Here is a 25,301-nt window from a genome sequence, read left to right on the forward strand (position 1 = left end):
GCGCTGTGTCAAAAAGGGACCATTCATGCTGGGGGTAGTTTACAAATAATGATATTATTATATTAAAGAGTGCAAAAATAGCTACAAATCCTTAAATTCATTGTAACTTGCTGCGCAATAAAGTTTAATCCCCGTGCAATACTTAAAATTGTTGAGGCCGAAACACTGGGCCAAAAATCTCTTCCTGTTTATTCCGCTCTTTTTTGCCGGCCAGATGTTTGATTTCGATAAAGTACTTGTGCTCATCGGCGCCTTTGCCTGCTTCAGCCTGCTGGCCAGCAGTATTTACATCATCAACGATTATCGTGATATTGAGGCAGACCGGGCCCACCCGGAAAAATCCAAACGCCCCCTTGCCTCCGGCGCCGTTTCAAAAAGCGCCGCCCTGGCCATTTTTGCCGTACTGGTGATAGCAGGTTTCGGCGGCGCCTGGATGATCAGCCACAAGTTCGCTTTTGTGCTGTCTATTTATTTCGTGCTGAACATGGCCTACTCTTTCGGGCTGAAAAATATTTCCATCCTGGACGTGTTCATTGTTGCCATCGGTTTTGTGCTGCGCATCAAAGCCGGCGGCGTAGCGTCTGACGTGGCCGTGTCTGAATGGCTGATGCTCATGATCTTCTTGCTGGCCCTCTTTATGGCGCTGGCCAAGCGGCGGGATGATATTGTGCTCAAAATGGCTTCCGGCAAAGATATGCGCAAAGCCTCCAAAGGGTACAATATGGATTTTCTCAATACTTCCCTGGCCCTGGTGTCTGCCGTTATCATTGTAGCCTACATCATGTATACCATGGCGCCCGCCACCATGGAGCATTTTAACACCTATCGCCTGTACTACACCAGCATTTTTGTAATTGCCGGATTAATGCGATATTTGCAAATCGCCTACGTTGATAACAATACGGGCTCTCCCACCAAAATCCTGTACAAAGACCGCTTCATTCAATTAACCATTGTTCTGTGGATACTGAGTTTTTATTTGATCATTTATTTGCCGACCAACAAAGTATTTTTTGAATAGCATGACACCTTCGGTTTTAATACTTGGCGCAGGCTCAGATATGGCTGTGGCAATAGCCCGCAGATATGCACAGGCACAATATACGGTACAGCTGGCCGCCCGCCGGCCGGAAGAGCTGCATACGCTGCAGCAGGACCTCCAGATCAGGCACAACGTGTCTGCTTCCGCCCATGCCTTTGACGCACTTGATTTTGAGAGTCATTCCGCTTTTTACCATTCCCTGCCCGCGCGGCCGGATGTGGTGATCTGCGTGTTCGGGTACCTGGGAGACCAGGAAAAAGGGCAGCAGCAATGGGAAGAAGCCGCCCGCATTTTACATACCAATTATACAGGGGCCGTATCTATACTCAACATTGTAGCGGAAGATATGGCCGCCCGCAAAACCGGTACCATCATAGGCATCAGCTCTGTGGCCGGTGAGCGCGGCAGAATGAGCAATTACCTGTACGGCAGCGCCAAAGCCGGTTTCACCGCCTACCTTTCGGGCCTGCGCAACCGCCTGTTTCATGCAGGCGTGCACGTGATGAGCGTGCAGCCGGGTTTTGTGTACACCCGCATGACGGAAAATCTCACCCTCCCTCCCCTGCTCACCGCCAAACCCGAGCAGGTAGCGGAAGATGTGTACAAGGCCGCCGCCCGCAAAAAGAACGTGATCTACACCCGCTGGTTCTGGCGTTACATCATGCTCATTATCAAAAGCATCCCGGAGTTTATGTTCAAAAAGCTCAAGCTGTGAAGAACGTTATTGCATTCTTTGACTTTGACGGTACCATCACCAGCAAAGACACGCTGTTTGAGATCATCCGTTTCCAGAAAGGCGCCGCGGCGTTCTATGCCGGCATGGCCGTACTGAGCCCGCTGCTGGTGCTTTTCAAGCTGAAGATGATCTCCAACCAGCGGATGAAAGAAATAGTGCTGAAATACTTTTTCCGCAATATGCCCGTAACGCAGTTCCAGCAGGCCTGCAACGCTTTTTGCCAGGAGCGCCTGCCCGCCATACTGCGGCCCAAGGCCCTGAACGCATTGGCCTGGCACAAGGCGGAAGGTCATGTAGTGTACATTGTGACCGCCTCCGCAGAAAACTGGGTGGCGCCCTGGAGCAATACGCTGGGCATCCCCTGCCTGGGCTCCGTGCTGGAAGTGAAGAACGGGCTGGTAACCGGCCTGCTCACCGGCCGCAACTGCAACGGAGATGAAAAAGTATGCAGGATCAGGGAAGCTGTTCACCTCACCACTTTCCATACCATTTACGCTTACGGAGACAGCAGCGGAGACAAGGAAATGCTGGCGCTGGCGCAGCATAAGGGTTTCCGGGCGTTTGAGTAAGCCATTGCTTTTGTGCCCCATATGTCGTAAATTGGAAGATATCTGTTAACACCCGCAAAAACTATCCAGCATGCCTTCCAGTCAAAAACCGGGGCCTGATTATTTCACCCAGGTGCCGGAAGTAACCGCGGTATTAGATGCATTGAAAAACCGGTTCGGAGATAATTTCGAGCGCCTGGTAGTGTCAGACACGCTTGATAAAGACGGTCACCAGTACGTGCACCTGGTACAGGAAGGCGGCGGCGTGCTGGGTGTGGCCCTGGTAGGCTATACGTACATTCTTGAAAAAGCCGGCATCCGCTTCATGCGGCTGGCGGGTACCAGCGCCGGCGCCATCAACACCACGCTGCTGGCGGTAGTGCAGGAAGATAAAGCTGCCCGCCTCACCAAATCCGAACGCATCCTCCAGTACCTCTGCAGCAAACCATTTTTTGATTTCGTAGACGGCCACCCCTTTGCGCAGAAGCTCATCAAATGGGTGATCAAAACGGAGCACTTCGCCAGGCGCATCAAAAACGGCGTCCGCCGTGCAGGCCTTACGCTGGCGGCCCTGTTGCTGATGGATGTGGTGAGCACCGGCCTGCGCCATCATTACCCCGTGTTTAACGGCATTGCGCTGGTATCTTACATCCTTACCGGTATGATGCTGCTGGGACTGGCGCTGGCCGCCGGCTACGGCAGCTACCTGGTGGCGCGGCTGAAGAACCGCGGCTTCGGCATCAACCCCGGCAGGAATTTTATGGACTGGATCAAAATGATCATGTCGGAAAACGGCGTGGAAACCATTGAAGACCTGGAGCGCGTAGCGGGCAAAATGCCGGAAGGCCTGCACATCCGCAACGTGGAAACAGACCGCAGCCTGGGAGATGATCCCACCAAAGGCCTGAAGCCGGATATCACCCTCATCACTTCAGACATCATTACCCAGAACAAGATAGAGTTCCCGAAAATGTGGAACCTCTTCCGGGAAAACCAGCAGGAGCTGCACCCGGCGGAGTTTGTACGGGCTTCCATGAGCATTCCCATCTTCTTCGAGTCACACATCATCCGCAATATTCCCAGGGAGCTGCCCATCATCCAGACCCACTGGCGCAACCACCTGCTGATGGAGCCGGAAGATATTCCCACCGCCGTGCGTTTTGTAGACGGCGGCGTGCTCTCCAACTTCCCCATCAACATCCTCTACAACCCTGAAGTGACCATTCCGCGCCTGCCTACGCTCGGTATTGAGCTGGACGATGCGCTGCCCGCGGACAATACGCAGAACCAGGCAGACAACCTGGGCCTGGGCGCTTACCTGGGCAAGCTGTTCAACACGGTGCGGTATTACTACGACAAGGATTTCCTGCTCAAGAACAGCCTGTTCCGAAAAGGCATTGGCGTTATTCATGTGCATGAATATAACTGGCTGGACTTCAACATACCGCCAGACAAGCAGCGGGAGCTTTTTGTGCTGGGCGCGCAGGCGGCCGGTAAATTCCTGCTGGAAGATTTTAGCTGGGAAGAATATAAAACCGCCCGCATTGTGGTGCACCAGGCCGTTAACACCTCCGGTAAAGACCTGCGGGGCGCATCCAATATCCTCACCAAAAGCAAGAAATAAGATGACAGACCCGCGTTTCTATTTTGTGCTTTGTTTCGGCCTCATACTGGCCGCCGCCCTCTGGCTCAACCGCCTGGCCAAAAAGTTTCACCGGCGTGCAGGCAGCGGGGAAGAACAGCCGTTCACCATTTTTGACCTGCAGTTCCCCGCCTCCGAAGCGGAAATGGACAACCTCATCGGCCACCTGCAGCCCACCGCTCACCGGGCCCTGAAAGCCCATTTGTGGGTAGATTTTCTTTTTATGCTGGGCCTGTACCCCGCCACAGCGCTGCTTTGTGTTATCATCGGCGCCAAAACCGGCAGCGGCGAATACTTTTTCTGGCTGGTAGCCGCCTTGCAGGGCGTTGCCTGGGTGGCAGACATCTATGAGAATATCTACTGCCTCCGTAAAATGGGCCCGCGCCCCGCCAAAGGCGGTTTCGCCGCTTACTCCTTTGCCGTGAACACCAAGTTCCTGCTGGCCTTCCTGGGCCTGGCGGTGACCCTGCCTGTGGCCTTTTATTTCTGGATGACAGGCGAGTTCTGGCACAGCTCCCTCCGGTACGTGTGTATACTGGCCGGGGAAACATTAACCTTTCTTTTGATAACAGTATACAATATTTCCCGCCGCCGCTCGTCTACTCCATAAGGAAAGCTTAATTTCGACTTATGGAGCAACCGCAGAAACGTGCAAGAATTTCGCTGATCGGGATACGAAAGGCCCTACGACTCTATGAATACGCCAAACCTTACCGCTGGCAATTTGCCGTAGGCCTGCTGATGTTGCTGCTTTCCAGCGGCGCCAGCCTGGCTTTTCCCAAGCTGCTGGGAGACCTGGTAGACGCCGGGCATAAGGGGCAGCTGCTGGAGCAGCTGGACCGCATCGGGCTGCTGCTGGCCGCCGTGCTCATCCTCCAGTCTCTTTTCTCCTACTTCCGCATCCGCATCTTTGTATCTGTTACAGAAAAAACACTGGCCGCCCTTCGGCAGGCCACTTACAACCACCTCATCAGGCTGCCCATGAAGTTTTTTGCGGAGCGCCGCGTGGGTGAGCTGAACAGCCGCATTTCTTCAGACATTTCCCAGCTGCAGGATATGTTTACCACTACCCTTGCGGAGTTTCTCCGCCAGGTGATCATCATTACCGGCGGTATAGCCCTGCTGGCCGTTACCTCATGGAAGCTGACGCTGTTCATGCTGGCTATTGTGCCCGTTATTTGCGTGCTGGCCGTGGTGTTCGGGAAGTTTATCAGGAAGTTCTCCAAACAGGTGCAGGCGCAGGTGGCAGAATCTAACACCATTGTAGAAGAAACGCTGCAGGGTATTTTTAACGTGAAAGCCTTTGCCAGCGAGTTTTTTGAAATAGGCCGCTATAAAAAGAAAACAGATGAGGCCGCTGCCACCGGCGTAAAGGCAGGCGCCTACCAGGGCGCGTTCGTATCTTTCCTGATACTGGGCCTCTTCGGCGCTATGACGGCCGTTATCTGGAAAGGCGCCCTGCTCATGGCCTCCGGCGATATTGCAGTAGGACAGCTGTTCTCCTTCATCCTCTATTCCGGTTTTATTGGCGGCTCCATCAGCGGGCTGGCGGAGATCTACACCCGCCTGCAACGCGCACTGGGCGCCTCGGAAAACCTGCTGGAAATACACGATGAGCCAGTAGAAGACATCCGCCCATTGCCTCCCGCCGAAAGAATACCGTCCATAGCGGGAGACATCCGTTTTGAACATATCAGCTTTCATTATCCCTCCCGTAAAGACATTCCCGTGCTGCAAGACGTGGGCTTTCACATTGCGCCCGGCTGGCAGGTAGCGCTGGTAGGCCCCAGCGGCGCCGGTAAAAGCACCATCGTTAACCTGCTGCTCCGGTTTTATGACCCGGTGAAAGGCCGCATCCTCATTGACGGGAAAGACGCGCAGCAATATGACCTTTCCACTTTGCGCAACCAGATGGCCGTAGTGCCGCAAGACGTGTTCCTGTTTGGCGGCACCATCCGTGAAAACATTGCCTATGGCAACCCCGGCGCCACGGAAGAGGAAATCATGCATGCCGCACGGCAGGCCAATGCCTGGGAGTTTATCCAGCAATTCCCCGAAGGCCTCAACACCATTGTGGGCGAGCGCGGCATCCAGCTCTCCGGCGGCCAGCGCCAGCGTATTGCCATTGCCCGCGCCGTGCTGAAAGATCCCCGCATCCTCATCCTGGATGAGGCCACCTCCGCACTTGACTCGGAATCTGAAAGACTGGTGCAGGATGCATTGGATAAACTCATGCACGGCCGCACTTCCGTGGTAATTGCCCACCGCCTTTCCACCGTACGCCGCGCGGATATGATACTGGTGCTTGACAAGGGCCGTGTAGTAGAAGCCGGTACGCATGAAGAGCTGATGGGCAAGGAAGAAGGGCTGTACAAAGGGCTGAGCGAGCTGCAGTTCACTGCCTGACTTCGCCTTGCCCTGTACCAGCTTACATCACTACTGTACCGGCAAAGGCGGTTGCCGTTTTGTTTTGTACAGCATACGCTGCCTGCCGCACCGGGTATGAGCGGTTGCAGCTGCAGCATTCACCGCACCACCGTCTTTCCCTGCCACCGCTTTTTCAACCACTGCCCTTTCCACAACCACAACCCGGAGAGCACTATGAGGGGAAAGAAGACCCACCTTACCCCCGAAGCTGCGTTCGGGATGGCAGCCACCGGCCCGTAAATATACCCTATCACCGGTATGCTCAGGATGATGTGCAGCCACCTGATGATCTTCCTTTCTGTAGATGCTTTCATGTTATGTTGTTTTTTAGTGAAAAAGAGAGCCGGTGCGGGGCAATTACGAACAGGCCTTGATTTGTGTGCCCAAAACGCAAATATGGGACCCCATTCTGCCACTACCCCGCGCCACAGCCAGCGCTGCACCAGCCCTCTTCTCCTGTTGTACGGTTTAATTATTTATTTTCCATTACATTGTAAATAGCGATCTGCTTTAAAGCATATTTAACACGAATATCATTTTGCCTGCTCCAGCATGCTTTTACAATCGCTTTGCCCCCATTGCGGCGCCACGGCCGATGCCGGAGGGGTTGCAAACTGCTGCAAGGCGGCCGTAAAGAGCTCTTTTGCTTTCTCCTTATCTCCTCCCCACATGGCTGGTGTCTGGAATTTGATGAGGCCGTCCAGGTAAAGGGCGCGCGGGTTCTGCGGGTCCAGCTTGCGGGCTTGTGCAAGGTACTGGCCGGCCAGCGGGCCGTATTGGCGGCCGTTCACCATAGGGTCTGCTTCTACCCTGGCGCGTTCAATAAAACTGTACACGGTGTAGGCTTCCGCTTCATCTTTCGGGCTGCCGCCGCTTTTTTTCAGGAGGCTGATGGCCTGTTTGATCTGCTCTTCGGCCTGGGCGCTGAACAGCATAGCTTTCTCCTTGTTGAGAAAAGCAATGCGCATGTTGGCCACGGCCGCATAATAAACCGGCAGCCACTGGTCCGGCTGAGCGGCGGCCAGCCGTTGAAACTGGTTGGCCAGCTGCTGGTATTCAGCGGTGGCATGTGCGGTATTGAGCCGTGATACGGCGGTGGCAAGCTGTTGTGCCGCAGGTTCCTGGGCGGAGGCCGCAATGGGCAGCGCCATCATGAGAAATACAATGATCTTTTTCATGTTATGTGGTTTTATTATAAATTTTCGTTGAGGTAATCTGCCGTTCTGTCTATTCCCAGGCTCATAAAAATGCCGATGAAGAAATTGCGTGTAGCCGGCAGTGTTAGCGGCGCCTTGTTGGCCCCGTTGTAACTGTATTCATATCCGAACACCTGTTTGGTGCCCAGTATGTTGTTAACACCCAATGCAATCACCGTAAAGTCTTTTTCCTTCCAGTGCGGAAACAGGGAAAGCATATGGGCCAGGCTGAGGTTCAGCACGCTGTAGGCTTTGGTGGTGCCTTTGTCGCGCAGCTGGCCGGTGGCTGAAATATCATAGTACGGGCGGCCCGCGGCATAGGCGTAAGAAAGGTTCACGCTGGTGCGGATGGGCTCAAAAAAACGTTTGGCCACTATGGAGAGCGTATGCGGGGCGGCATATGACGGCGCCAGCAAACCAGGGTAATGGAGGTGTTCCCGTTTGGTATGCAGGTAGGAATAGCTCACCCAGTAGTCCAGCAGGGGGATGCTTTTTTTATCCCGCCAGAAAAACTCCAGCCCATGGGCCTGGCCGCGACCGTTCATGGCCGGCTGGCCGGTAGTGGTCAGCAGCCGGTTGTACTGTTTGTAAAACAGCTCCGCCCTGAACAGCCGGTTATTGCCATGCCGCAGGTAGTTCAGGATGTAGTGGGTAGCCTTGGCCTGCGGCAGGTCAGGGTTGGTGAACAGGTAGGGCATCTCCGCCTTCTGGTAAAACACGCCGTATGCCGCGTTCAACTGCGAGTTGCTGCCGAGGCGGTAAGCAAGGCTGATCCGTGGCGCCAGCACAGCGTCACGCAGCAGGCGGGAGTGCTCAAACCGCAAGCCGGTGCGCAGCGCCAGTGACGTGGCCAGTTTCCATTCCATTTCCGCAAAGGCGGCATACAGCTCGTCACGCCAGCCCAGCTGTACTTCTCCCCCGGCGCGCAGCACCTGGCTGCCGGGAAAATAACGGCTGATTACGGCACGCGCCTGGGCAAAGGTTTCTGTAGCGCTGCTGTCTCCTTCTTTATAGAGATATGGCGCCTGCGGAATGTGAACAGGGTTTTTAAAAGCATCTGTGACGGTTCTTCGTATATCCGTTGTATTATGGTTGAAGGCCGCGGCCAGGTCCAGCCGCCAGTTTTTGCCCGGCATGCTGCGGTGGCTGATGTTCACGTACAGGTTGCGGTCTTCAGACATAAAACCGTTCCGCAGCGCGGTGCTGTCTACATCATTTTTGTAAAGCCCGGCGTGGTGGTAACCGAAATTGGCGTATACTTTCAGCATGCCCGTTTTCCCGGTTTTGGCCCTGAGGTTGGCTTCTGTAATAGCATAAGCCGGCCCTTTGGCATATTCAGGGTTTTGCGGTACCAGGCGCGCATAATATTCCCAGGTCATGTACCGGGTATTCAGGCTGAAGCTGCTGCGTTTGTTGCGCGCCAGGCGTTGTACGCCGGCCACGGCCACCATGGGTGAAATGCCCACAACGGCGGATGACTTGTCTGGCAGGTCTTGCGTTTCCAGCACCAGCGCCCCGCTGAGGCCCTGGCCATAGAGCGCGGAGTACCCGCCGCTGCTGAACACAATGCCGTCAAACAAAAAAGGAGAAGAAATGCGGTTAAATTGCGGCAGGCCAGGCAGTGCGGCAAAGTAAGGCTGCGGTACTAATGTTCCGTCTATGAACTGCCGCGTTTCAAGCCCGGTACCGCCTCTCACAAACAACCCTTCCCGTTCACCGATCTGCTGCGCACCGGGCAAGGTGCGCACGGCGTTGGCCACATCTCCGCCGTTACCGGCAACAGACACTACGTCCATAGCGGTCATCACCGCGCCTTTGCTTTTATCTCCCGCCGTAAAGCTGCCGGCAGACACTACTACCGGGGCCAGCGTGGCCGGGTCTGTTACCAGTTTTACCGTGACGGGTACGCCCGCCTGCACGGGCACTTCACGGGTTTTATAGCCCAGGTAGCTCACCTGCAGCATGAGCGGGCCGGCAGCGCTGGTCTGGAACCGGAAGGCGCCTGTGGAATCTGACGTGGCGCCGTCTGCGGTGCCAATAATGGCCACCCCGGCCCCTTCCAGCGGGCGGCCGCTTTTATCTGTCACCCTTCCAATAATCTGTTGCGAAAAGGCGTTATAAGAAGCCGTAACGGCGAGCAAAAAAAAGATGCAGAGAGTTTTCATATCCGCTTGTTTTTTGTGCAAAATATCCCGCCATGCAGGTATTGATGGAGGGAATGCGACGAGCAGGGCAATTCCCGCAACAAACCGGAAAAATGTATCCTTCTGCTTTGGGGCCGCTAACGGAAATCGGTAATTTTGAGCAGGCTGTCAGCTATGCCGGCTTTCTCTTTCAGCATAATATTTTACTTTGACGACTACGATCTCTTTCCGGCAGTTCCTGGCAACTGCCTTTCAACACGGGAACTATACAACGGACGATGTAATTGCCGCCGTTCTTCCCCTTTTCAAGCAGGTACAACGTATCCATGAAGCCAGCCTGGTAGCAGCATTTGAGCAGGATGCCCTGCTGGTCAATAACCGCGCCGTACAAACGGACGAGCTGCTGGCCCACGCCCCGCTTGACGCGCCGGAACGGGTGACCGCCCTTTTCAGCGCACATAACCCGCACCTGGAAGTGGTAGATAAAGTGAAGCTGGACACAGACAGTGAAACCGCCATTAACCTGCTGATACACAAAGACCCGCAGCAGCCGCTCCGGCATGCCGCCTACATACCGGGCTACCGCAGCTATGAAATATTGCTGGGCCATCACGATGCGCAGACAGACATTTTCTGCCTCGGCCTGGTGCTGGCCTCCATGGCCCTGGGCCTTGATCTTTACGACCCGGAGCAGCTGGACGAGCTGGCGCGGCAACGCCTGCACCCGCTTCGCCACCGGCATCTGCACCCCGCCATTGGCACCCTCATTACGGAAATGACGGAGCTGGACCGGGCGCAGCGCACGCAAGACCTGCCGGAAGCCATTCACCGGCTGGAGCATTACCGGGATTTTGATCCGGAAAAACAGGCAGACCTTAGCGAGCTGGCCGGCTGGGTACATCATGAACGGAAAGAACGGCAGGAGTTCATCCTGAACAAATTGCGCAACCGCCTGTTTGATACCAGCCGCCGCAACCGCCTGCTCTTTTACAAGCCCAATGCCCGTTTTGCCAACCTCACGCTCAGCAGCGTGCCCATGGTGCTGCACCACCAGAGCATCCGCCCGGAGCTGCTTTTTACCTGGAACGCAGAGGTGGCGGAGAAAGTAACCGGCATGCAGGAGCTGTCTCTCAACAAATACCTCCGTTTTGAAGACCATCCTTACCTGCCCGCTTTGCTCAATAAAATACGGCTGGAAGCCCGGCGGGATGTGCAGGAGTACGGGTTCAGCCAGCTGAAGCTGGTGGTGGCCTTCCTGAAATGGTACAACCTCCCGGAAGAGCCGGAAGAAAGCATTCTCAGCCCGCTGTTGCTGATACCGGCAGAACTGAAAAAGAAAAAACATGCCGCCGGAGATCAGTACGTGCTGGACATTACAGATAACAACGCGGAAGTGAACCCCGTGCTGGCCAACCAGCTGCGGGAGCTATATGGTATTGTGCTGCCGGATATGGTAGACCTGGAAGAAATGAGCGTGGAACAGTTCCACCGCCAGCTGCAGGTACAAATAGAAGGCGCCAACCGCGGCATAGTGCTGCAATACATGCAGAAGCCGAGGATCAGGCTGATCTATAAGGAAGCGCGCGAAACATTGCAGCAATACCACCAGAAACTGCGCAGGGAAAACCCGCAGCCCGTTCCCGCTGCGGAGCATGAGCTGTTTGAAATGGCGGAAGGGCAAGATAATCCCTACCGCTGGGAGTTTGATACCTGCCACGTGGTGCTGGGCAATTTCAATTACAAAAAAATGAGCCTGGTGCAGGATTACAATGCGGTGTTAGACCAGCCACAGCAGCACCCGGTATTTGAGCAGCTGTTCAGCGCGCAGCCTCGTCCCGTCAGCGAAGCGGAGACCACCGCCGCCTTGCCGGAAGACTGGTACCATGTTATCCAGGCAGACCCTACCCAAACGCAGGCCATCGTGCAAGCACGCAACGGCGGCAGCTACATTATACAAGGCCCGCCGGGCACCGGCAAAAGCCAGACCATCACCAACCTTATTGCAGATTTTGTGGCCCGCGGCAAACAGGTTTTGTTCGTTTGCGAAAAACGCGCGGCGCTGGATGTGGTGTATCACCGCCTGAAGCAACAAGGGCTGGACGAGCTGTGCTGTTATATTCATGACAGCCAGGGAGACAAACGCGCTTTCATCAAAGACCTGAAACATACCTACGAAGCCTTTATCAAAACCGGCCCTGACCTGCACAGCATTACCCTCCGGCGCAGCGCCCTGCTGCATAACCTGCAGCAGCAACTGCAGCTGCTGCAGCATTTTCACGATACGCATGCGCAGGAGCAGGAACATGCCGGCCTGGGCATAAGAGCGCTGATGGAAAGGCTACTGGCCCTCCGGCCGCAGCTGCGGGTCATGGAAGCGGCAGAAGAAGAGGCCGTGCCGCATTATAAACAATGGCTGCAATACGGCAACATGGTGGAGCAGTTGGGGGAAGCGCTGGAAGAAAGCGGTGCAGAACCGGTATTTGCCACCCACCCGCTCAGCAAGGTGAATGAGCAGGTGTTTGCCGCGGAGCAGCCCATCACGTTGCTGCAAAAACTGGTAACACGCAGCAGCGGCCTGCTGGAAAATATCATGCAGGCGGTGAATACCGCTGCAGTGAAAGCAGAAGACCTTTCCACCCTGCAACAGCTGGTGCGCCATGCTACGCTCCTGCTGCCGCTGGCGGAAAGCGGCAACCTGGCGCTGGTAGATCCGCAAACCCAACAGGCGCAGCAATTCGCAAAGGCCGTGCAGCAATGCCGGGAACTGCAGCAAGCCGCGGAGCAGGCCGCGGCCAAAAACACCGGCTGGCGGCAGAAGTTCAGCGAGCAGGATACGCTGCAGGCGCTGGCCATTGCAACACAGCATGAAAATTCTTTCTGGAGTTTCCTTTCCGGCAACTGGCGCCGGCTCAAAAAACGCCTGCACGCGCAGTACGATTTTTCCGCTCACAGCGTGCCGCCCGTTTTCAGCCAGCTGTTAACGTCATTGAAAGAAGAGTACGATGCCGCCCGCCTGGTCGCAGATACCCGCCGCAGCACCCAGCAGCAGTACCATATAGATAACATTGACCTCACCTGGCTGTCTATAGAACGGCTGCAGGCATACCTGAAAGAGCCCGGGCTGCAATACCTGCTCCAGCACCCGCATGCGGAAGCAGCCGTGGTACAACTGGCCCGCCTGCACGAAAATATCCATCAGCTGGAACAAAGCCTGCAACAGGTGCTGCAGGACGCGCCCCCGCAAAACCTGCGCACGCTGGCAGACACGCTGGAAAGCATCCGCCTCAACGCGCCCGCGCTGGAAGAGCTGCTGCCCGCGCTGGGCAATTACCTCGGCATGCCCGGCGCTCTCAAACAGGCGCTGCGCACGTATCCGTGGGAACCGAAAGAAATGGAAGCCGGCATGGCCCATAAAACCCTGCGGCATTTTTACCGCCACAACAAAGGTTTTGCCAACACCACCGGCCAAACGCTGGAAAGCGCCGTGGAGCAGGTGCGGCATTGTTACCATACCCTCCTGCAGCTGAATGCGGAGTACATCCGCGCGCAGGTGCGCGGCCGTTTTAAAGAGCACGTGCAGCTCAGCGGAAAGGCCACCAGCCAGGTGGAAGAAACGCAGCAGGAATACGCCCGCGCCTATGCGGAAGGCCGCAAAATACTGGAGAACGAATTTGCCAAAAGCATGCGGTACAAAAGCATCCGTGAGCTGACCAGCCGCAGCAGCGGGCTGGTGCTCAAAGACCTGAAACCCGTATGGCTCATGAGCCCCCTCAGCGTGAGTGATTCCCTGGCGCTTGACCAGCCTTTCTTTGACGCTGTTATATTTGATGAGGCCAGCCAGATCACGCTGGAAGAAGGCGTGCCCTCCCTCTACCGGGCCCCGCAGACCATTATTGTGGGAGATGACCGGCAGATGCCGCCTACAGACTTTTTTTCCGCCAAAAGCGGAGACCCTGATGACCTGGAGCGGGACGATGAAGAGGACGAGATATTGAGCGCAGATGCAGACAGCCTGCTGGTGCAGGGCGCCCGCAAAATGAACAGCTACATGCTGGGCTGGCACTACCGCAGCCATTTTGAAACATTGATCAGCTTCAGCAACCACGCGTTTTATGATGCCGCGCTGCTCACCATTCCTGACCGCAGCATTCACGATGCGCCCAAACCCGCTATCAGCGTAAAAGAGCCCTCAGACGCCCTGTTTAACATCGCGGCACTGCAAGACAGGAGCATCAGCTTTCACCACCTGCCCGGCGGCATTTACCTCAAACGCGGCAACACCGCGGAGGCCACTTACATTGCCCACCTGGTGCGTGAGCTGCTGCTCAAAAAAATGCCGGAAAGCATCGGCATTGTAGCCTTCAGCCAGGAGCAGCAGCATGCTATCAATACCGCGCTGGAGGCGCTGGCCGCTACGGATAAAAAATTTGAGGAGCTGCTGGAAGATGCCACCGAGCGCACGGAAGACGGACAGTTCACCGGGCTCTTTGTGAAGAACCTGGAAAACGTGCAGGGAGATGAAAGAGACATCATCATCATGAGCGTTTGTTACGCGCCGGACCACCGCGGCAAAATGCTGATGAACTTTGGCCCCATCAATAAAAAAGGCGGGGAAAAGCGGCTGAACGTAATTTTCAGTCGCGCAAAGAAACATATGGCCGTAGTGAGCAGCATCCGCCACCACCAGATCACGAATGTGTACAATGCCGGCGCCAGCTACCTGCGCCGTTTCCTGCAGTACGCGGAAATGGTGAGCACCGGCAATATGGGCGCCGCATCGGGTATACTGGAGGGGCTTTCTTCCGGCCGGCACACTACCCGCCCCCGTACAGGCGGTACCGTTATACTGCGCGAGATCAGGGAGCAGCTGGAGCAGCAGGGCTTTACCGTAAATGAACAGGTAGGCCAGTCAGGCTTCAAATGTTCGCTGGCGGTCAAGGTCAAGCCGGAAGACAAAGCCTATGCGCTCAGCATCATGGTAGACGATGACCAGTATTACCAGCATGGCAACGTGCTGGAACAATATTACCAGCGCCCCGCCATCCTGGAAAACTTCGGCTGGAAAACCGTTACCGTATACGCCAAAGACTGGCTGCTGCAGCCGCAGCGGGTAATGGAAGACCTGCTCAGGCACCTGGGCAAGGCGCCCGGCGCAGCGCCGCTTAACAGCCTGCTGCCGCAGCAAAACGTGCCGGAAGGCACCACCCGCCTGCTGCAGGGAGAAGGCAAAAACGAAAAGTTCTGGGAAGCCGCCATCAGCGGCGCCCGGTTATTTATAAGGCAAGGTAAAACCGGTACCAAAGGGCAGATCCAGGTGCAGACCTGTATGGACGCGGCAGATGCGGAGAAGGAAAAAAGCAGGCTCGTAGAAGAAAAGAAGGCCGCCGGCTGGCGGGAGGCAGGTGGGGGACCGGAGTTGTTCTAGCCCGCAAAATGTTCAAAAACCGGCGCCTCCCTCCGGGTGCGCCGTTTTTTTTTGCACCATCCGGTTACAAGCCTCCTGACGCAAACACCCGGCCCGTCGTCAAAAAAACACATTTTCCACTTCTTCAGAAAAATTAATAAGTGAAAAAGTTTCATTTTTTGAACTTGTTTCCTATTTTCGTGTACGTACCCGTTTTCGTCCATCGTTTATTATTCCCGCACTTATTGACCAAAATGTAAGAGGGTTGCCGTTAAATGTTGATTTCGCAAACAGGCCAACGGCTCGGCAACAACAGAACAGGTTTCATAATCATTTAAGAATCACAAAAACGCAATTAGCTGTAAAAACAGATCAGGCTTTTACCGACAGGATACGGGTACGTACACGGGCATGAGGCGGGCACCGGTTTAATCACCGGCGTCTGCTTGCATAACGCAGGTTGCAAGGCAAATTTCCACGGCTTGAAGACACGTTTACCGAAGCGCAATTCATACCATGGAGGCAATTTGCCCCTCACCACGCGCAACTGTGGCTGTACAACCGCACCTGCATGCATGAAAACGTTTGCAAAAAGGGGAACAACCTCCCCCGCCCTGCTTATGAGGCCGTAAAAGCCTGATGCTGATCATTTTAATTCATTAAAAACATACCGTATGAACCTTACGTGTAAACGGCTTAGTGGCCGAATGGGAATCCCTTTCCTCCTGTTGCTGGTATCAGGTGTTTTTTACCAAGGGCAGGCGCAGGACCGTAAACGAATCAGCGGCACGGTGACCGACGCAGCAACCAGCGAGCCTATACCGGGCGTCAGCATCCGCGTAAAACACACCAGCACCGGCGGCTCCGCAGACGCCAGCGGCCGCTTCAGCATCCTGGCCGCGCCCACAGACACACTGGTATTCACCATTGTGGGCTACAGCCGCCGCGAGCTGCGGGTAGGCGCCAACACCAGCCTGCAGGTACGCCTCTCCCAAAGCGCCACCACCCTCAATGAAATTGAAGTGGGTTACGGCGCGGTACGGAAAAAAGACCTCACCGGCTCCGTAGGCCTCGTCAACATGGACGATATTGCCAAAGCTCCCGTACAGTCTTTTGACCAGGCCCTGGCCGGCCGCATTGCAGGCGTGCAGGTGTCTTCTAATGACGGGCAGCCCGGCGCCGAAGGCATCAACATTGTGATCAGGGGCGCCAACTCCCTCACACAAAGCAATTCTCCGCTTTACGTTATTGACGGCTTCCCTATTGAAGACCCGGAAAACGCGGCCCTCAACCCTGATGATATTGCGTCTATCAGCATCCTGAAAGACGCTTCCGCCACCGCTATCTACGGCGCCCGCGGCGCCAACGGCGTAGTGGTGATAGAAACCAAAAGAGGCAAGTCCGGCAAACCGGTAGTAGCCTACAACGGCTCCCTGGGTATTAACCAGGTTACCAAACGGATGGACATGATGAGCCCCTACGAGTTTGTGCGTTACATGCTGGAAAGAAACCCCACCGGCGCCACGGCCACTTATCTTAAAGACGGTAAAACGCTGGATTCCTATAAAAGCATTCCCGGCATCAACTGGCAAGATCAGCTCTTCCGCACGGGCAGCACCCAGATACACAACCTTTCCGTAAGGGGCGGTAACGAACAGACGCGTTATTCCATTTCCGGCTCTATCAACAGCGCAGACGGGGTGGTGATCAACTCCGGCCAGAACCGCTACCAGGGAAGGATCGCGTTAGACCAGACCATCAATAAAAAACTGAAGACCGGCGTTAACATCAACTACAGCCAGATCAAAAGTTTCGGGCAGCTGGCCTCTCCCGCCAGCGTGGCCGGCTCCGCCACCAGCACCCTCATGTATGCCGTTTGGGCTTACCGGCCGGTAACAGGCAGCGAGTCTGATATTGACGATGACAATTCGCTGGAAGATGAGCTGATGGACCCTGAAATAGACCATGCCAACGACTACCGGGTGAACCCCATCGTATCCGCCAAAAACGAGCTGCGCGAGCGCCGCAGCACCAACCTCATGGCCAATGCTTACGCCACCTACGCCATCACGCCGGAACTGACCCTCAAGGTAACTGCGGGTATCAACAACCGGCTGGACCAGCGGGACGAGTTCTACAATGAAAATACTTCCCGCGGTACGCCCCTGCTGCCCAGCTCCCGCGGCGTGCAGGCCAATACCAGCAATGATAACCGCCGCGACTGGATGAACGAGAACACGCTGACCTATAAAAAACGTTTCGGCAAACATGCGCTGGACGTAGTGGGCGGTTTTACCATGCAGGGTTTCAAACGGGAGCAGAAAGGTTATGCCGTGGTGCAGATACCCAACCCTGAGCTGGGCCTCAGCGGCATGGACGAAGGTATTCCCGTTTCTTCCAGCTCCCTGTATTCCGGTTCCAACCTGGCCTCTTTCCTGGGCAGGGTGAACTATAATTACAAATCCAAGTACCTGCTCACCTTTTCTTTCCGTGCAGACGGTTCTTCCAAATTTGCGCCCGGCAACCAGTGGGCCTATTTCCCCTCCGGTGCCGTGGCCTGGCGTATGAGTGATGAACAATTCATGAAAGGCCTGCGCTTCATCTCCAACGCCAAACTGAGAGGCAGCTTTGGTGTTACCGGTAACAACCGCGTAGGAGACTTCTCTTACCTCCCCTCTCTCAGCTTCCCTGCGGCAGACAACTACTCCTGGGGCAATGAAACGCCCTCCAAAGGCGTGCATGCAGACAACCTGGGCAATGCCGGCCTGCGCTGGGAAACCACGCAGCAGATAGACCTCGGGTACGACCTGGGCCTCTTCCGTGACCGGGTAGAGCTAAACGTAGACCTCTACCGCAAAACCACGCACGATATGCTGCTGCGCGCCAATATGCCTTACGTTACGGGGTACGCCAGCGCGTTCAAGAACATTGGTAAAATGCAGAACCAGGGCCTGGAGCTGACGCTCACTACGGTGAACGTGCGCAAGAAGAACTTCAGCTGGGAAAGTAATTTCAACATCAGCTTCAACAACAGCAAGGTGCTGGCATTGAGTGATGATGAAACCAGGATGCTCTCCCTCGTATCATGGGAAACAGCGTTTAACAACTCCTTCCTCTACGTAGCCGAAATTGGCCGCCCCGCGGCGCAGTTTTTCGGTTATATCTGGGATGGCGTGTACCAGTTTGAAGACTTTGACCAAACCCCTTCCGGCCAGTACATCCTGAAGCCAGACCGGCCCACCAACGGCAGCGCCCGCGCCAACATCAAACCGGGAGACATCCGCTATCGGGACCTGAACGGGGATGGTGTGGTAGACAGCTATGACCAGACGGTGATTGGCAGCACCATGCCTACACACTTCGGCGGTTTCTCCAACAACTTTACCTACCGCGGCCTCAGCCTGCATATATTTTTCCAGTGGTCTTACGGCGCCAAGATCTACAACGCCAACCGCCTGCTGTTTGAAGGCAACGGCAAAGGCAGCGGCAACATCAACCAGTTTGCCAACTACGCCAACCGCTGGACGCCGGAGAACCCCAGCAACACGTTGCACCGTGCCGGCGGCCAGGGCCCCGGCGGCGCCTATTCTTCAAGGGTGCTGGAAGACGGTTCTTTCCTGCGCCTGAAAACCATTTCCCTGAGCTATGCACTGCCTTCAGCCTGGCTGAAACGCGCGCACATCCGCAGCCTGAACGTGTTCTCCTCCGTGCAGAACCTTTACACGTGGACGAACTACAGCGGCATGGACCCCGAGGTATCTACCCGCAACAGCACGCTCACGCCGGGCTTTGACTGGTCTGCCTACCCGCGGGCGCGCACCATTGTTTTCGGTCTCAATACTTCCTTCTAAACCATACTCAACAAAGATGCATATGAAATACATACACATTTTGCTGATAGCCTGCTGTTGCGTAGGTATAGGCGGCTGTAAAAAATTCCTGGGCACCAGGCCCAATGATTTTTTGTCGCCGGTGAATTATTACAGTAATGAAGAACAGCTCAAATTTGCCCTGGCCGGTGTGTACAGCAACCTGGGCAAGTCTGAAACATATGGTGACAGGATGCTGGGCAGAATGGGCCTGGATGCGGATGAAGGTTTTTATTCCCGCTCCGGTGAGCTGACCGGCGTGTCTGTATATGACGTGTCTGCCACAGACCCCATCATTACTTCCTGGTGGCGTTTTGTATACGAGGGCATCAACCGCGCCAACCTGCTGCTGGCCAACGTTAAAAAGCCCGCTATGGACGAAAAGAAACGCAATGCCATTGAAGGCGAAGCGCTTTTCCTCCGGGGCTACTACTACCTGCTGCTGGTGAGCAACTTCGGCGGCGTGCCGCTGATACTGGAGCCGGTAGGTTCCGCCAACGCCGTGAACTTTCCCAGGGCTACGGCCAAAGAAGTATATGACCAGGTGGTGGCTGATATGACGGCGGCAGAAGGGCTGGTGCTCACCGCCAGCGAGGCCGGCCACGGCGGCCGCATCAGCAAGTCTGCCGTACGCGGCATGCTGGCCCGTGTTTGCCTCTATATGGCCGGCCACCCAATCAATGATGCCACCAAGTACGCCGCCGCGCGGGAGTGGGCGCTGAAAGTGATGCAGCCGCAGGAAGACGGTTTCCAGCACGCGCTCAACCCCTCTTTTGAAGGCGTGTTCATGAATTATTGCCAGGACAAGTATGACATCAAGGAAAGCATCTGGGAATTAGAGTTCTGGGGCAACACCCAGGGCGCTTACCGGGAAACGGGCCGCGTAGGCAGCAACAACGGCATTGCCTACTCTACAGACCCGCCAGACCCGAAGTTTGCCTACAGCTATGGCTTCCTCAACCCTACCGGCAAACTTTTCCGCTCCTTTGAGGCGGGAGACCTGCGGAGAGACTGGACCATAGCCCCCTACCGCACCGCCGGCAACCCGGCCGTAAAAACCAACTGGACGGCCAGCCAGATCTATGAAAGGAACAGCGGCAAATGGCGCCGGGAACATGAAGTGGTAATGCCGAAAGACAAGAACGGCGGCGCCATCAACTTCCCGCTGCTGCGTTATGCAGACGTGCTGCTCATGTTTGCCGAAGCGGAAAATGAAGTGAACGGCCCTACCGGGGAAGCGTACGAAGCGCTGAACCAGGTCAGGAGAAGGGCGTTCGGCAAACCGGCCAGCACGCCTGATGCGGCAGACATCACCGGGCTGGACAAAGAAAGCTTCCGCCAGTTCATCCAGGACGAAAGGTCAAGAGAACTGGCCTTTGAATGCCTGCGCAAACGAGACCTGGTACGCTGGAACATCTTTATGCCCGTTATGAAGGCCGTGGCCAACCAGATAGACGGCGAGGCGCCCAGCGCTTTCAAATACGCTGCCCGCTCCTACACCAACGCCAGCGCAAGAGACGAGCTGTGGCCCATCCCTGCCAGGGAATTAGGATTGAACAAAGCCCTCACACAAAACCCGGGCTGGTAACATCCCGCTAACCTTAAAACACTGCAATTATGAAACCGATATATTATTTGCTGCTGGGTTGCCTCCTTTCCGCCACTGCCTGCCAGAAAACAGATGTAGATGATCCAGCGTTTGACGTAACGGCAGAATCCCTTACCGTAAAGACCGGTGAGGCCGTTAAATTCAAGTTCAATGGAGACCCCGGCCTGATCTCTTTTTATTCCGGGGAAGTGGGGAACGATTATGCCTTCAAAGACGGCCGCATTGTGGAAGCCGGTGAAGTGTTCATGTCTTTCAACACCAACACGCAGTACGGCTCCCAGGCCAACCAGTTCTCCGTTTGGGCCTCTACAGACTTCAACGGCAAGTACAACATTGGAGATGTGAAGGCCGCCACCTGGGTAGACATTACAAACCGGTTTACCATCGCTACCGGCACTACCTACATCAACTCCGGCAGCAAGAGCCTGAATGATATTGTGGTAGATGGTAAGCCGCTGTTCATTGCATTTAAATATGTGATGAACCAGCCTGTAGCCACCCTGGGCGCGGGCAGAACGTGGAGGGTGCAGAGCTTTTCATTGAAGAGCAATACCTCCATCGGTACGCAAACGCTGGCAGACCAGGTGAGCGCCGGCTGGCTGCTGGTGTATGAGGGGCCGAAGGAAGAAACCGGGCGCTCCTCTATTACCTCCACCACCATTACCCTGCGGGCAAACGCCGTCAATACAACGGCCTATACGGAAGACTGGTGCATTTCACAGCCGGTACAGCCCGGCAGTGTAGACATGGGGCCAGACCGCAGCGTTCCGGTAAAAGGATATGCCAATTCCCGGCTGGAAGAGTATACCCATACTTATACCCAGCCCGGCACTTATAAAGCCACTTTTGTGGCCGCCAACTCAAATATCCATGATAAGAAGCAGGTGCTGAAAGAATTGGAAATTACGGTAACGCCGTAAGGCAAGAGAAAATCGACGCAACAGGGCCGGCGGGTTATCCTTGCCGGCCTTTTGCGTATCAGAAGCTTACCAGCCGCGCCGTTTTGGAGGCGGTGTACTGATGTAGCAGGTTGCGGATAAAATCGTTCTCCGGGTATTGTGTGAGCCAGTCTTTCAGCATGGCGCCGTCAGACACGGTAACGTCCCTGGGTACGTAGCCCATGCCGTAAAACTTCCCTTTTTCCATCAGGATGCAGCTTTGTTCCGTGGCCATGCGGCCGGCGTCAAGAATGGCAAAAGAAGGCTGGCGGGCCTGCAGGCTTTCCAGCGCGGCGGCTACCCGTTTATTATAGCGTATGGGTTTTTCTTTCTTTTCACAGGCGCCCTTGCAGGTTTTTTCAGCCATGCCGGTGCAGGCGTCCTGGTCTGTTTGCAGGAAGCAGAGCTTGGGGCATAATTTGAACTCCCTTATCAGCTCCCGCATCAGCTGGTGGCCGTCTGCCAGCAGGTTGAAGGTGAACACCGGGTGGGTGTATTTGCGGCGTTTTTCGATGGCCAGCCGCAGGTAACCCTGCTGGTCTTCAAACGTGTAAATACCGAATTTGAACTCGATGCGTTTCTGGGCATTGTTATACTCCGGCCAGAGGCGGCGTATCTCGATAGATTCCAGGATGAAGGCCATCAGCTCCGTGCCTGTTTTTTCATACGTAATGCGGTGTATGTTGCGGAGAAACTCCTGCCGCTGGCGGCCGGCGCTGTTGCCGGTGAAATGGCTGGTGACCCGCTTTTTAATATCTCTCGCCTTGCCTACATATACCACCTTGCCCTTGTTGTTGTGAAAATAATATACGCCGGGGCAGGAAGGCAGCTCCGCCACCTGCTCCTGCGGCAGGTGCAGCGGCAACCATTTTTCCCTGGAGCGGGCATGCAGGGCCTGGGCAATGGCGCCCTGGCTGTCTGCCGCCATCAGTCGTTCAAACAGCTGTACGGTGGCCAGCGCATCCCCGCTGGCGCGGTGGCGCTGCTGTATGTTGATGCCCAGCTGCCGGCAGAGGTTGCCCAGGCTGTAGGAAGGGAAACCGGGAAACACTTTCCGGCTCAGGCGCACGGTACAGAGCTTTTTGGCCTGCAGGGTATACCCGCAGCCGTCCAGCTGGTATTTGAGGAAAGAATAATCGAAATTGACGTTGTGGGCAATGAAGATCTGGCCCTGCAGCAATTCAAACACGCGGGCCGCCACGTCTTCAAACGGCGGCGCGTCTTCCACCATTTCGTCCGTGATGCCCGTCAGGGCCTGTATATAGCGCGGAATAGGCCGCCCGGGGTTCACGAGGGTCTCGAAATGCGCTACGATCTCCCGCCCGTCGTGCACAAAAATGGCAATTTCCGTGATGCAGCCGGCACTGGCGTGCCCCCCTGTTGTTTCAATGTCTACAATGGCGTACATGCGGCAAATATACGGATTGGTACGCAAGGTATCTGCGCATTGCCCCGGGCGCTGGTGCAGTATTTGTACCCCTTTTTGCCATGGAATGGACAAAACTGATCTTCGACAAACTGCAGCGCTGGGGCGAAGCGGCCATTAAAATGCTGCCCAACCTGGCCCTGGCCATCGTTATTTTCATTGTCTTCTACCTGCTGGCCAAATTCATCCGCCGGGTGGTGTACCGCATTTCCTGCCGTATTTCCGATAAAACGGCCATCAGCAACCTCATAGCCGGGCTGGCCTACATCATTGTGTTCACCATTGGCCTGTTCACAGCGCTGGAAGTGCTGAAGCTGGACAAGGCGGTGTCTTCCCTCCTGGCCGGCGCGGGCATCGTTGGCCTGGCGCTGGGCTTTGCCTTCCAGGACCTTACGGCCAATTTCATTTCCGGCATCTACATCACCTTCCGCAAGCCGTTTGATGTGGGAGACGTCATAGAGACCAACGGCTTCACCGGCACGGTAGAGAACATCCAGTTCCGCAGCAGCACCATGCGCACGTCTGACGGGCTGTTCATCATCATCCCCAACAAAGACATTTTCCAGAAACCCATCATCAACCATTCCCGCACCAAAGAAAGGAAAATAGAGCTGAACGTAATGGTGCCCTTCAACAAGGAGCCGCCACCCGTGCTGGAGGAGATCATCCAGACCATCCGCAACATTACGGATGAGGAAGAGCTGCTGGACGAAGACCGCCCGCCCGAAGTGTATTTTGCAAACATCGAAGGCGCCAATCTCAAGCTCACCATCACCCTCTGGATAGACAATAACCAGCTCAGCGCCTATAACGAGGCGCGGCACCGGCTCATTACCAGGGTACTGGACGCATTGCGTGGAAAACAGTTACTGCCGTGAACAGTTGTTGGGCAAAAAAGTACACAGTTTTGCGGCTGTTACTTTGCAATTTTCCTGCTGTTGGCAATGGTTCGGTTTTTGGCCTTTTTTACACGAAAACAATTTAATAACCATTTAAACCGGACCCAGTATGCAACCCAGGCAAAACCCTCCCGGCAAAGGCCGCACAGCCAACGTACCACAAGACCCCCAGGGAGATGAGGATATCAACTATGATGAAGCTATTGAACAGGCAGAAGAAGAGGAAGATGATGCTGACTATGACGAAGATGAAGATCTGGAATTGGAAGGAGAAGAAGATGAAAGGGATGAAGATATTCCCCTTTCACAAGATGCAGGCAACCCTGACGAAGCTGCCAACCAGGATGAAACGAAAGACATCACCGTTTAATGCAATTGTCAACATAAAAAGTTTTAACCATGAAAGGAAAAATCGCACCCATTGGTATTATCGCCATGTTTATTGTAGTTCTTATGGGAAGCAGAAGCTTCTCCAGCCAGCCCGCGCTGGCCGCCAGCTCCCACGATGGGATCAGCTTGAATGTACAAGATACTGTCCCCCAGGACTCTACTAAGAAAAAGAAGAAAAAAGACAAGAAAGACAGGGATACGTCCAACCTGCCAAAACCAGACACTTTTAAAACATTCAGGCCATAGCATACAGGATGTTGGTTGTGAAAAGAGAAACCCCGGAACTGTATCCGGGGTTTCTCTTTTTTATTAGTTGTTAGTAGAGACTCTCCATATGTTGTTTGAAATTCTTCACATCGTCACGCACCAGTTTGGCAAATGCGGGGTTCAGCAAGCGTGCCAGCCCGGCCCCGGCGTAGCCTGCGGGCGGCCTGTAAGAAATGGTGACCAATACTTCCGTGCCGCCCTCCGGGGTTTCACGGAAGCGCACCTTGCCGGCGTTAGACACGGCAGAGCCGTTCAGGGAGCGCCAGCCAAAAAAGTCGTTCTCTACTTCATCTACTATTTCCGCGTCCCACTCCAGGGCCAGGTCTCCCACCAGCTTCACGGTCCAGTGTGAGCGTTTGTCGTCCAGCAGCTCTACATCGTGCAGGTGGCCCATAAAGGCGGGCAGGTGGTCCAGCTGGCGCCAGTAGGCATATACGTCTGCAATGGGGGCGTTCACCACCATGGAGGTGCGGATGTTGACGGCGCGGGCGTGGCGGGTATGCAGCTTGTCTTCCACAATAGCCTGCAGGGGGCAGTTGCCGGAAATACCACGGTACAGCAGGTACCCGCCTGCCAGCAGGCGGCCCAGGCTGGTGAGGGGTTTCTTCCCAACATCGTGCAGGCCGGCGTATACCAGCGCGGCGCCGGCGGCGGCGGATATAATGCGGCCGGTTCTGGATACGTTGATAACGGTGGTATTGTCATACAAAAAGCCAGCGTGCGGCTTGTCCATTTCATGTTCCTGGTCCATACAAAAAAGGGTT

At 55.3% G+C, this 25,301-nt stretch carries 19 protein-coding genes; 14 read left to right on the forward strand and 5 right to left on the reverse strand.

The features are described from left to right. Positions 1 to 133: 133 nt before the first annotated feature. From ABDW36_RS17210 to ABDW36_RS17235, 6 genes are all read left to right on the forward strand, one after another. Positions 134 to 1,021 carry a decaprenyl-phosphate phosphoribosyltransferase gene (locus tag ABDW36_RS17210; RefSeq protein ID WP_343703163.1) on the forward strand — a complete coding sequence of 296 codons (888 nt, stop codon included), beginning with the start codon at positions 134 to 136 and terminating at the stop codon, positions 1,019 to 1,021. Position 1,022: 1 nt separating this feature from the next. After that, entirely contained in the window at positions 1,023 to 1,757 is a 735-nt protein-coding gene (locus ABDW36_RS17215; protein ID WP_343703164.1) for an SDR family oxidoreductase, read from the forward strand. Continuing rightward, the gene (locus ABDW36_RS17220) at positions 1,754 to 2,347 is read left to right on the forward strand and encodes an HAD-IB family hydrolase (RefSeq protein ID WP_343703165.1); all 594 of its coding nucleotides are present in this window, start codon (positions 1,754 to 1,756) and stop codon (positions 2,345 to 2,347) included. The genes ABDW36_RS17215 and ABDW36_RS17220 overlap by 4 nt, the downstream gene beginning before the upstream one ends. Before the next feature lie 70 nt (positions 2,348 to 2,417). Beyond that, positions 2,418 to 3,950, forward strand: a complete 1,533-nt coding sequence (locus tag ABDW36_RS17225) for a patatin-like phospholipase family protein (RefSeq protein ID WP_343703166.1) — start codon at positions 2,418 to 2,420, stop codon at positions 3,948 to 3,950. A gap of 1 nt (position 3,951) precedes the next feature. Beyond that, positions 3,952 to 4,578, forward strand: coding sequence for a hypothetical protein (locus tag ABDW36_RS17230; protein ID WP_343703167.1), 627 nt, complete (start codon positions 3,952 to 3,954; stop codon positions 4,576 to 4,578). Positions 4,579 to 4,598: 20 nt separating this feature from the next. Continuing rightward, positions 4,599 to 6,374 carry an ABC transporter transmembrane domain-containing protein gene (locus ABDW36_RS17235; protein WP_343703168.1) on the forward strand — a complete coding sequence of 592 codons (1,776 nt, stop codon included), beginning with the start codon at positions 4,599 to 4,601 and terminating at the stop codon, positions 6,372 to 6,374. Between the two features lie 119 nt (positions 6,375 to 6,493). On the opposite strand, the gene ABDW36_RS17240 is transcribed toward ABDW36_RS17235, so the two are convergent. The 3 genes from ABDW36_RS17240 to ABDW36_RS17250 all read right to left on the reverse strand — a co-directional run bounded on the left by ABDW36_RS17240 (position 6,494) and on the right by ABDW36_RS17250 (position 9,756). Then, a complete protein-coding gene (locus tag ABDW36_RS17240) occupies positions 6,494 to 6,709 on the reverse strand; it encodes a hypothetical protein (protein WP_343703169.1) in 216 nt (71 codons plus the stop codon). 219 nt (positions 6,710 to 6,928) lie between these two features. After that, complete coding sequence (locus ABDW36_RS17245) at positions 6,929 to 7,573, reverse strand: hypothetical protein (protein ID WP_343703170.1); 645 nt, start codon at positions 7,571 to 7,573, stop codon at positions 6,929 to 6,931. 14 nt (positions 7,574 to 7,587) lie between these two features. After that, entirely contained in the window at positions 7,588 to 9,756 is a 2,169-nt protein-coding gene (locus ABDW36_RS17250; RefSeq protein ID WP_343703171.1) for a TonB-dependent receptor, read from the reverse strand. A 32-nt stretch (positions 9,757 to 9,788) separates the two neighbouring features. Here ABDW36_RS17250 and ABDW36_RS17255 point away from each other — a divergent pair, with 32 nt between their 5' ends. The 5 genes from ABDW36_RS17255 (at position 9,789) to ABDW36_RS17275 (ending at position 21,537) form a co-directional block, all read left to right on the forward strand. Then, complete coding sequence (locus tag ABDW36_RS17255) at positions 9,789 to 9,947, forward strand: hypothetical protein (protein ID WP_343703172.1); 159 nt, start codon at positions 9,789 to 9,791, stop codon at positions 9,945 to 9,947. Further along, positions 9,944 to 15,160, forward strand: coding sequence for an AAA domain-containing protein (locus ABDW36_RS17260; protein WP_343703173.1), 5,217 nt, complete (start codon positions 9,944 to 9,946; stop codon positions 15,158 to 15,160). Before ABDW36_RS17255 ends, ABDW36_RS17260 begins: the two co-directional genes overlap by 4 nt. 686 nt (positions 15,161 to 15,846) lie before the next feature. Next, a complete protein-coding gene (locus tag ABDW36_RS17265) occupies positions 15,847 to 18,990 on the forward strand; it encodes a TonB-dependent receptor (RefSeq protein ID WP_343703174.1) in 3,144 nt (1,047 codons plus the stop codon). Between the two features lie 22 nt (positions 18,991 to 19,012). After that, on the forward strand, positions 19,013 to 20,596 hold the full coding sequence (locus tag ABDW36_RS17270; protein WP_343703175.1) for a RagB/SusD family nutrient uptake outer membrane protein: 1,584 nt from the start codon (positions 19,013 to 19,015) through the stop codon (positions 20,594 to 20,596). Positions 20,597 to 20,625: 29 nt separating this feature from the next. Next, positions 20,626 to 21,537: a DUF5017 domain-containing protein gene (locus tag ABDW36_RS17275; RefSeq protein WP_343703176.1), complete on the forward strand. Its 912-nt coding sequence runs from the start codon at positions 20,626 to 20,628 to the stop codon at positions 21,535 to 21,537. 58 nt (positions 21,538 to 21,595) lie between these two features. Here the strand turns inward: ABDW36_RS17275 and ABDW36_RS17280 are convergent, their stop codons facing one another. Continuing rightward, the gene (locus tag ABDW36_RS17280; RefSeq protein ID WP_343703177.1) at positions 21,596 to 22,963 is read right to left on the reverse strand and encodes an exonuclease domain-containing protein; all 1,368 of its coding nucleotides are present in this window, start codon (positions 22,961 to 22,963) and stop codon (positions 21,596 to 21,598) included. Between the two features lie 80 nt (positions 22,964 to 23,043). Here ABDW36_RS17280 and ABDW36_RS17285 point away from each other — a divergent pair, with 80 nt between their 5' ends. The 3 genes from ABDW36_RS17285 to ABDW36_RS17295 all read left to right on the forward strand — a co-directional run bounded on the left by ABDW36_RS17285 (position 23,044) and on the right by ABDW36_RS17295 (position 24,516). Then, positions 23,044 to 23,859, forward strand: a complete 816-nt coding sequence (locus tag ABDW36_RS17285) for a mechanosensitive ion channel (RefSeq protein WP_343703178.1) — start codon at positions 23,044 to 23,046, stop codon at positions 23,857 to 23,859. 130 nt (positions 23,860 to 23,989) lie between these two features. Further along, positions 23,990 to 24,250, forward strand: coding sequence for a hypothetical protein (locus ABDW36_RS17290; RefSeq protein ID WP_343703179.1), 261 nt, complete (start codon positions 23,990 to 23,992; stop codon positions 24,248 to 24,250). A 29-nt stretch (positions 24,251 to 24,279) separates the two neighbouring features. Continuing rightward, the gene (locus ABDW36_RS17295) at positions 24,280 to 24,516 is read left to right on the forward strand and encodes a hypothetical protein (protein ID WP_343703180.1); all 237 of its coding nucleotides are present in this window, start codon (positions 24,280 to 24,282) and stop codon (positions 24,514 to 24,516) included. Positions 24,517 to 24,586: 70 nt separating this feature from the next. On the opposite strand, the gene ABDW36_RS17300 is transcribed toward ABDW36_RS17295, so the two are convergent. Next, positions 24,587 to 25,288, reverse strand: a complete 702-nt coding sequence (locus tag ABDW36_RS17300; RefSeq protein ID WP_343703181.1) for an SRPBCC family protein — start codon at positions 25,286 to 25,288, stop codon at positions 24,587 to 24,589. Between the last annotated feature and the right edge of the window lie 13 nt (positions 25,289 to 25,301).

The sequence above is a fragment of the Chitinophaga sp. genome, from assembly GCF_039596455.1.
Classification (GTDB): domain Bacteria; phylum Bacteroidota; class Bacteroidia; order Chitinophagales; family Chitinophagaceae; genus Chitinophaga.

Excerpts from the sequence above, each read along its gene's own strand:
- ABDW36_RS17225 (WP_343703166.1), top strand. The coding sequence starts at position 2,418 with ATGCCTTCCAGTCAAAAACCGGGGCCTGATTATTTCACCCAGGTGCCG.
- ABDW36_RS17265 (WP_343703174.1), top strand. The coding sequence starts at position 15,847 with ATGGGAATCCCTTTCCTCCTGTTGCTGGTATCAGGTGTTTTTTACCAA.
- ABDW36_RS17280 (WP_343703177.1), bottom strand. The coding sequence starts at position 22,963 with ATGTACGCCATTGTAGACATTGAAACAACAGGGGGGCACGCCAGTGCC.
- ABDW36_RS17230 (WP_343703167.1), top strand. The coding sequence starts at position 3,952 with ATGACAGACCCGCGTTTCTATTTTGTGCTTTGTTTCGGCCTCATACTG.
- ABDW36_RS17245 (WP_343703170.1), bottom strand. The coding sequence starts at position 7,573 with ATGAAAAAGATCATTGTATTTCTCATGATGGCGCTGCCCATTGCGGCC.
- ABDW36_RS17300 (WP_343703181.1), bottom strand. The coding sequence starts at position 25,288 with ATGGACCAGGAACATGAAATGGACAAGCCGCACGCTGGCTTTTTGTAT.
- ABDW36_RS17240 (WP_343703169.1), bottom strand. The coding sequence starts at position 6,709 with ATGAAAGCATCTACAGAAAGGAAGATCATCAGGTGGCTGCACATCATC.
- ABDW36_RS17250 (WP_343703171.1), bottom strand. The coding sequence starts at position 9,756 with ATGAAAACTCTCTGCATCTTTTTTTTGCTCGCCGTTACGGCTTCTTAT.
- ABDW36_RS17255 (WP_343703172.1), top strand. The coding sequence starts at position 9,789 with ATGCAGGTATTGATGGAGGGAATGCGACGAGCAGGGCAATTCCCGCAA.
- ABDW36_RS17285 (WP_343703178.1), top strand. The coding sequence starts at position 23,044 with ATGGAATGGACAAAACTGATCTTCGACAAACTGCAGCGCTGGGGCGAA.
- ABDW36_RS17270 (WP_343703175.1), top strand. The coding sequence starts at position 19,013 with ATGAAATACATACACATTTTGCTGATAGCCTGCTGTTGCGTAGGTATA.
- ABDW36_RS17290 (WP_343703179.1), top strand. The coding sequence starts at position 23,990 with ATGCAACCCAGGCAAAACCCTCCCGGCAAAGGCCGCACAGCCAACGTA.
- ABDW36_RS17295 (WP_343703180.1), top strand. The coding sequence starts at position 24,280 with ATGAAAGGAAAAATCGCACCCATTGGTATTATCGCCATGTTTATTGTA.
- ABDW36_RS17235 (WP_343703168.1), top strand. The coding sequence starts at position 4,599 with ATGGAGCAACCGCAGAAACGTGCAAGAATTTCGCTGATCGGGATACGA.
- ABDW36_RS17215 (WP_343703164.1), top strand. The coding sequence starts at position 1,023 with ATGACACCTTCGGTTTTAATACTTGGCGCAGGCTCAGATATGGCTGTG.
- ABDW36_RS17275 (WP_343703176.1), top strand. The coding sequence starts at position 20,626 with ATGAAACCGATATATTATTTGCTGCTGGGTTGCCTCCTTTCCGCCACT.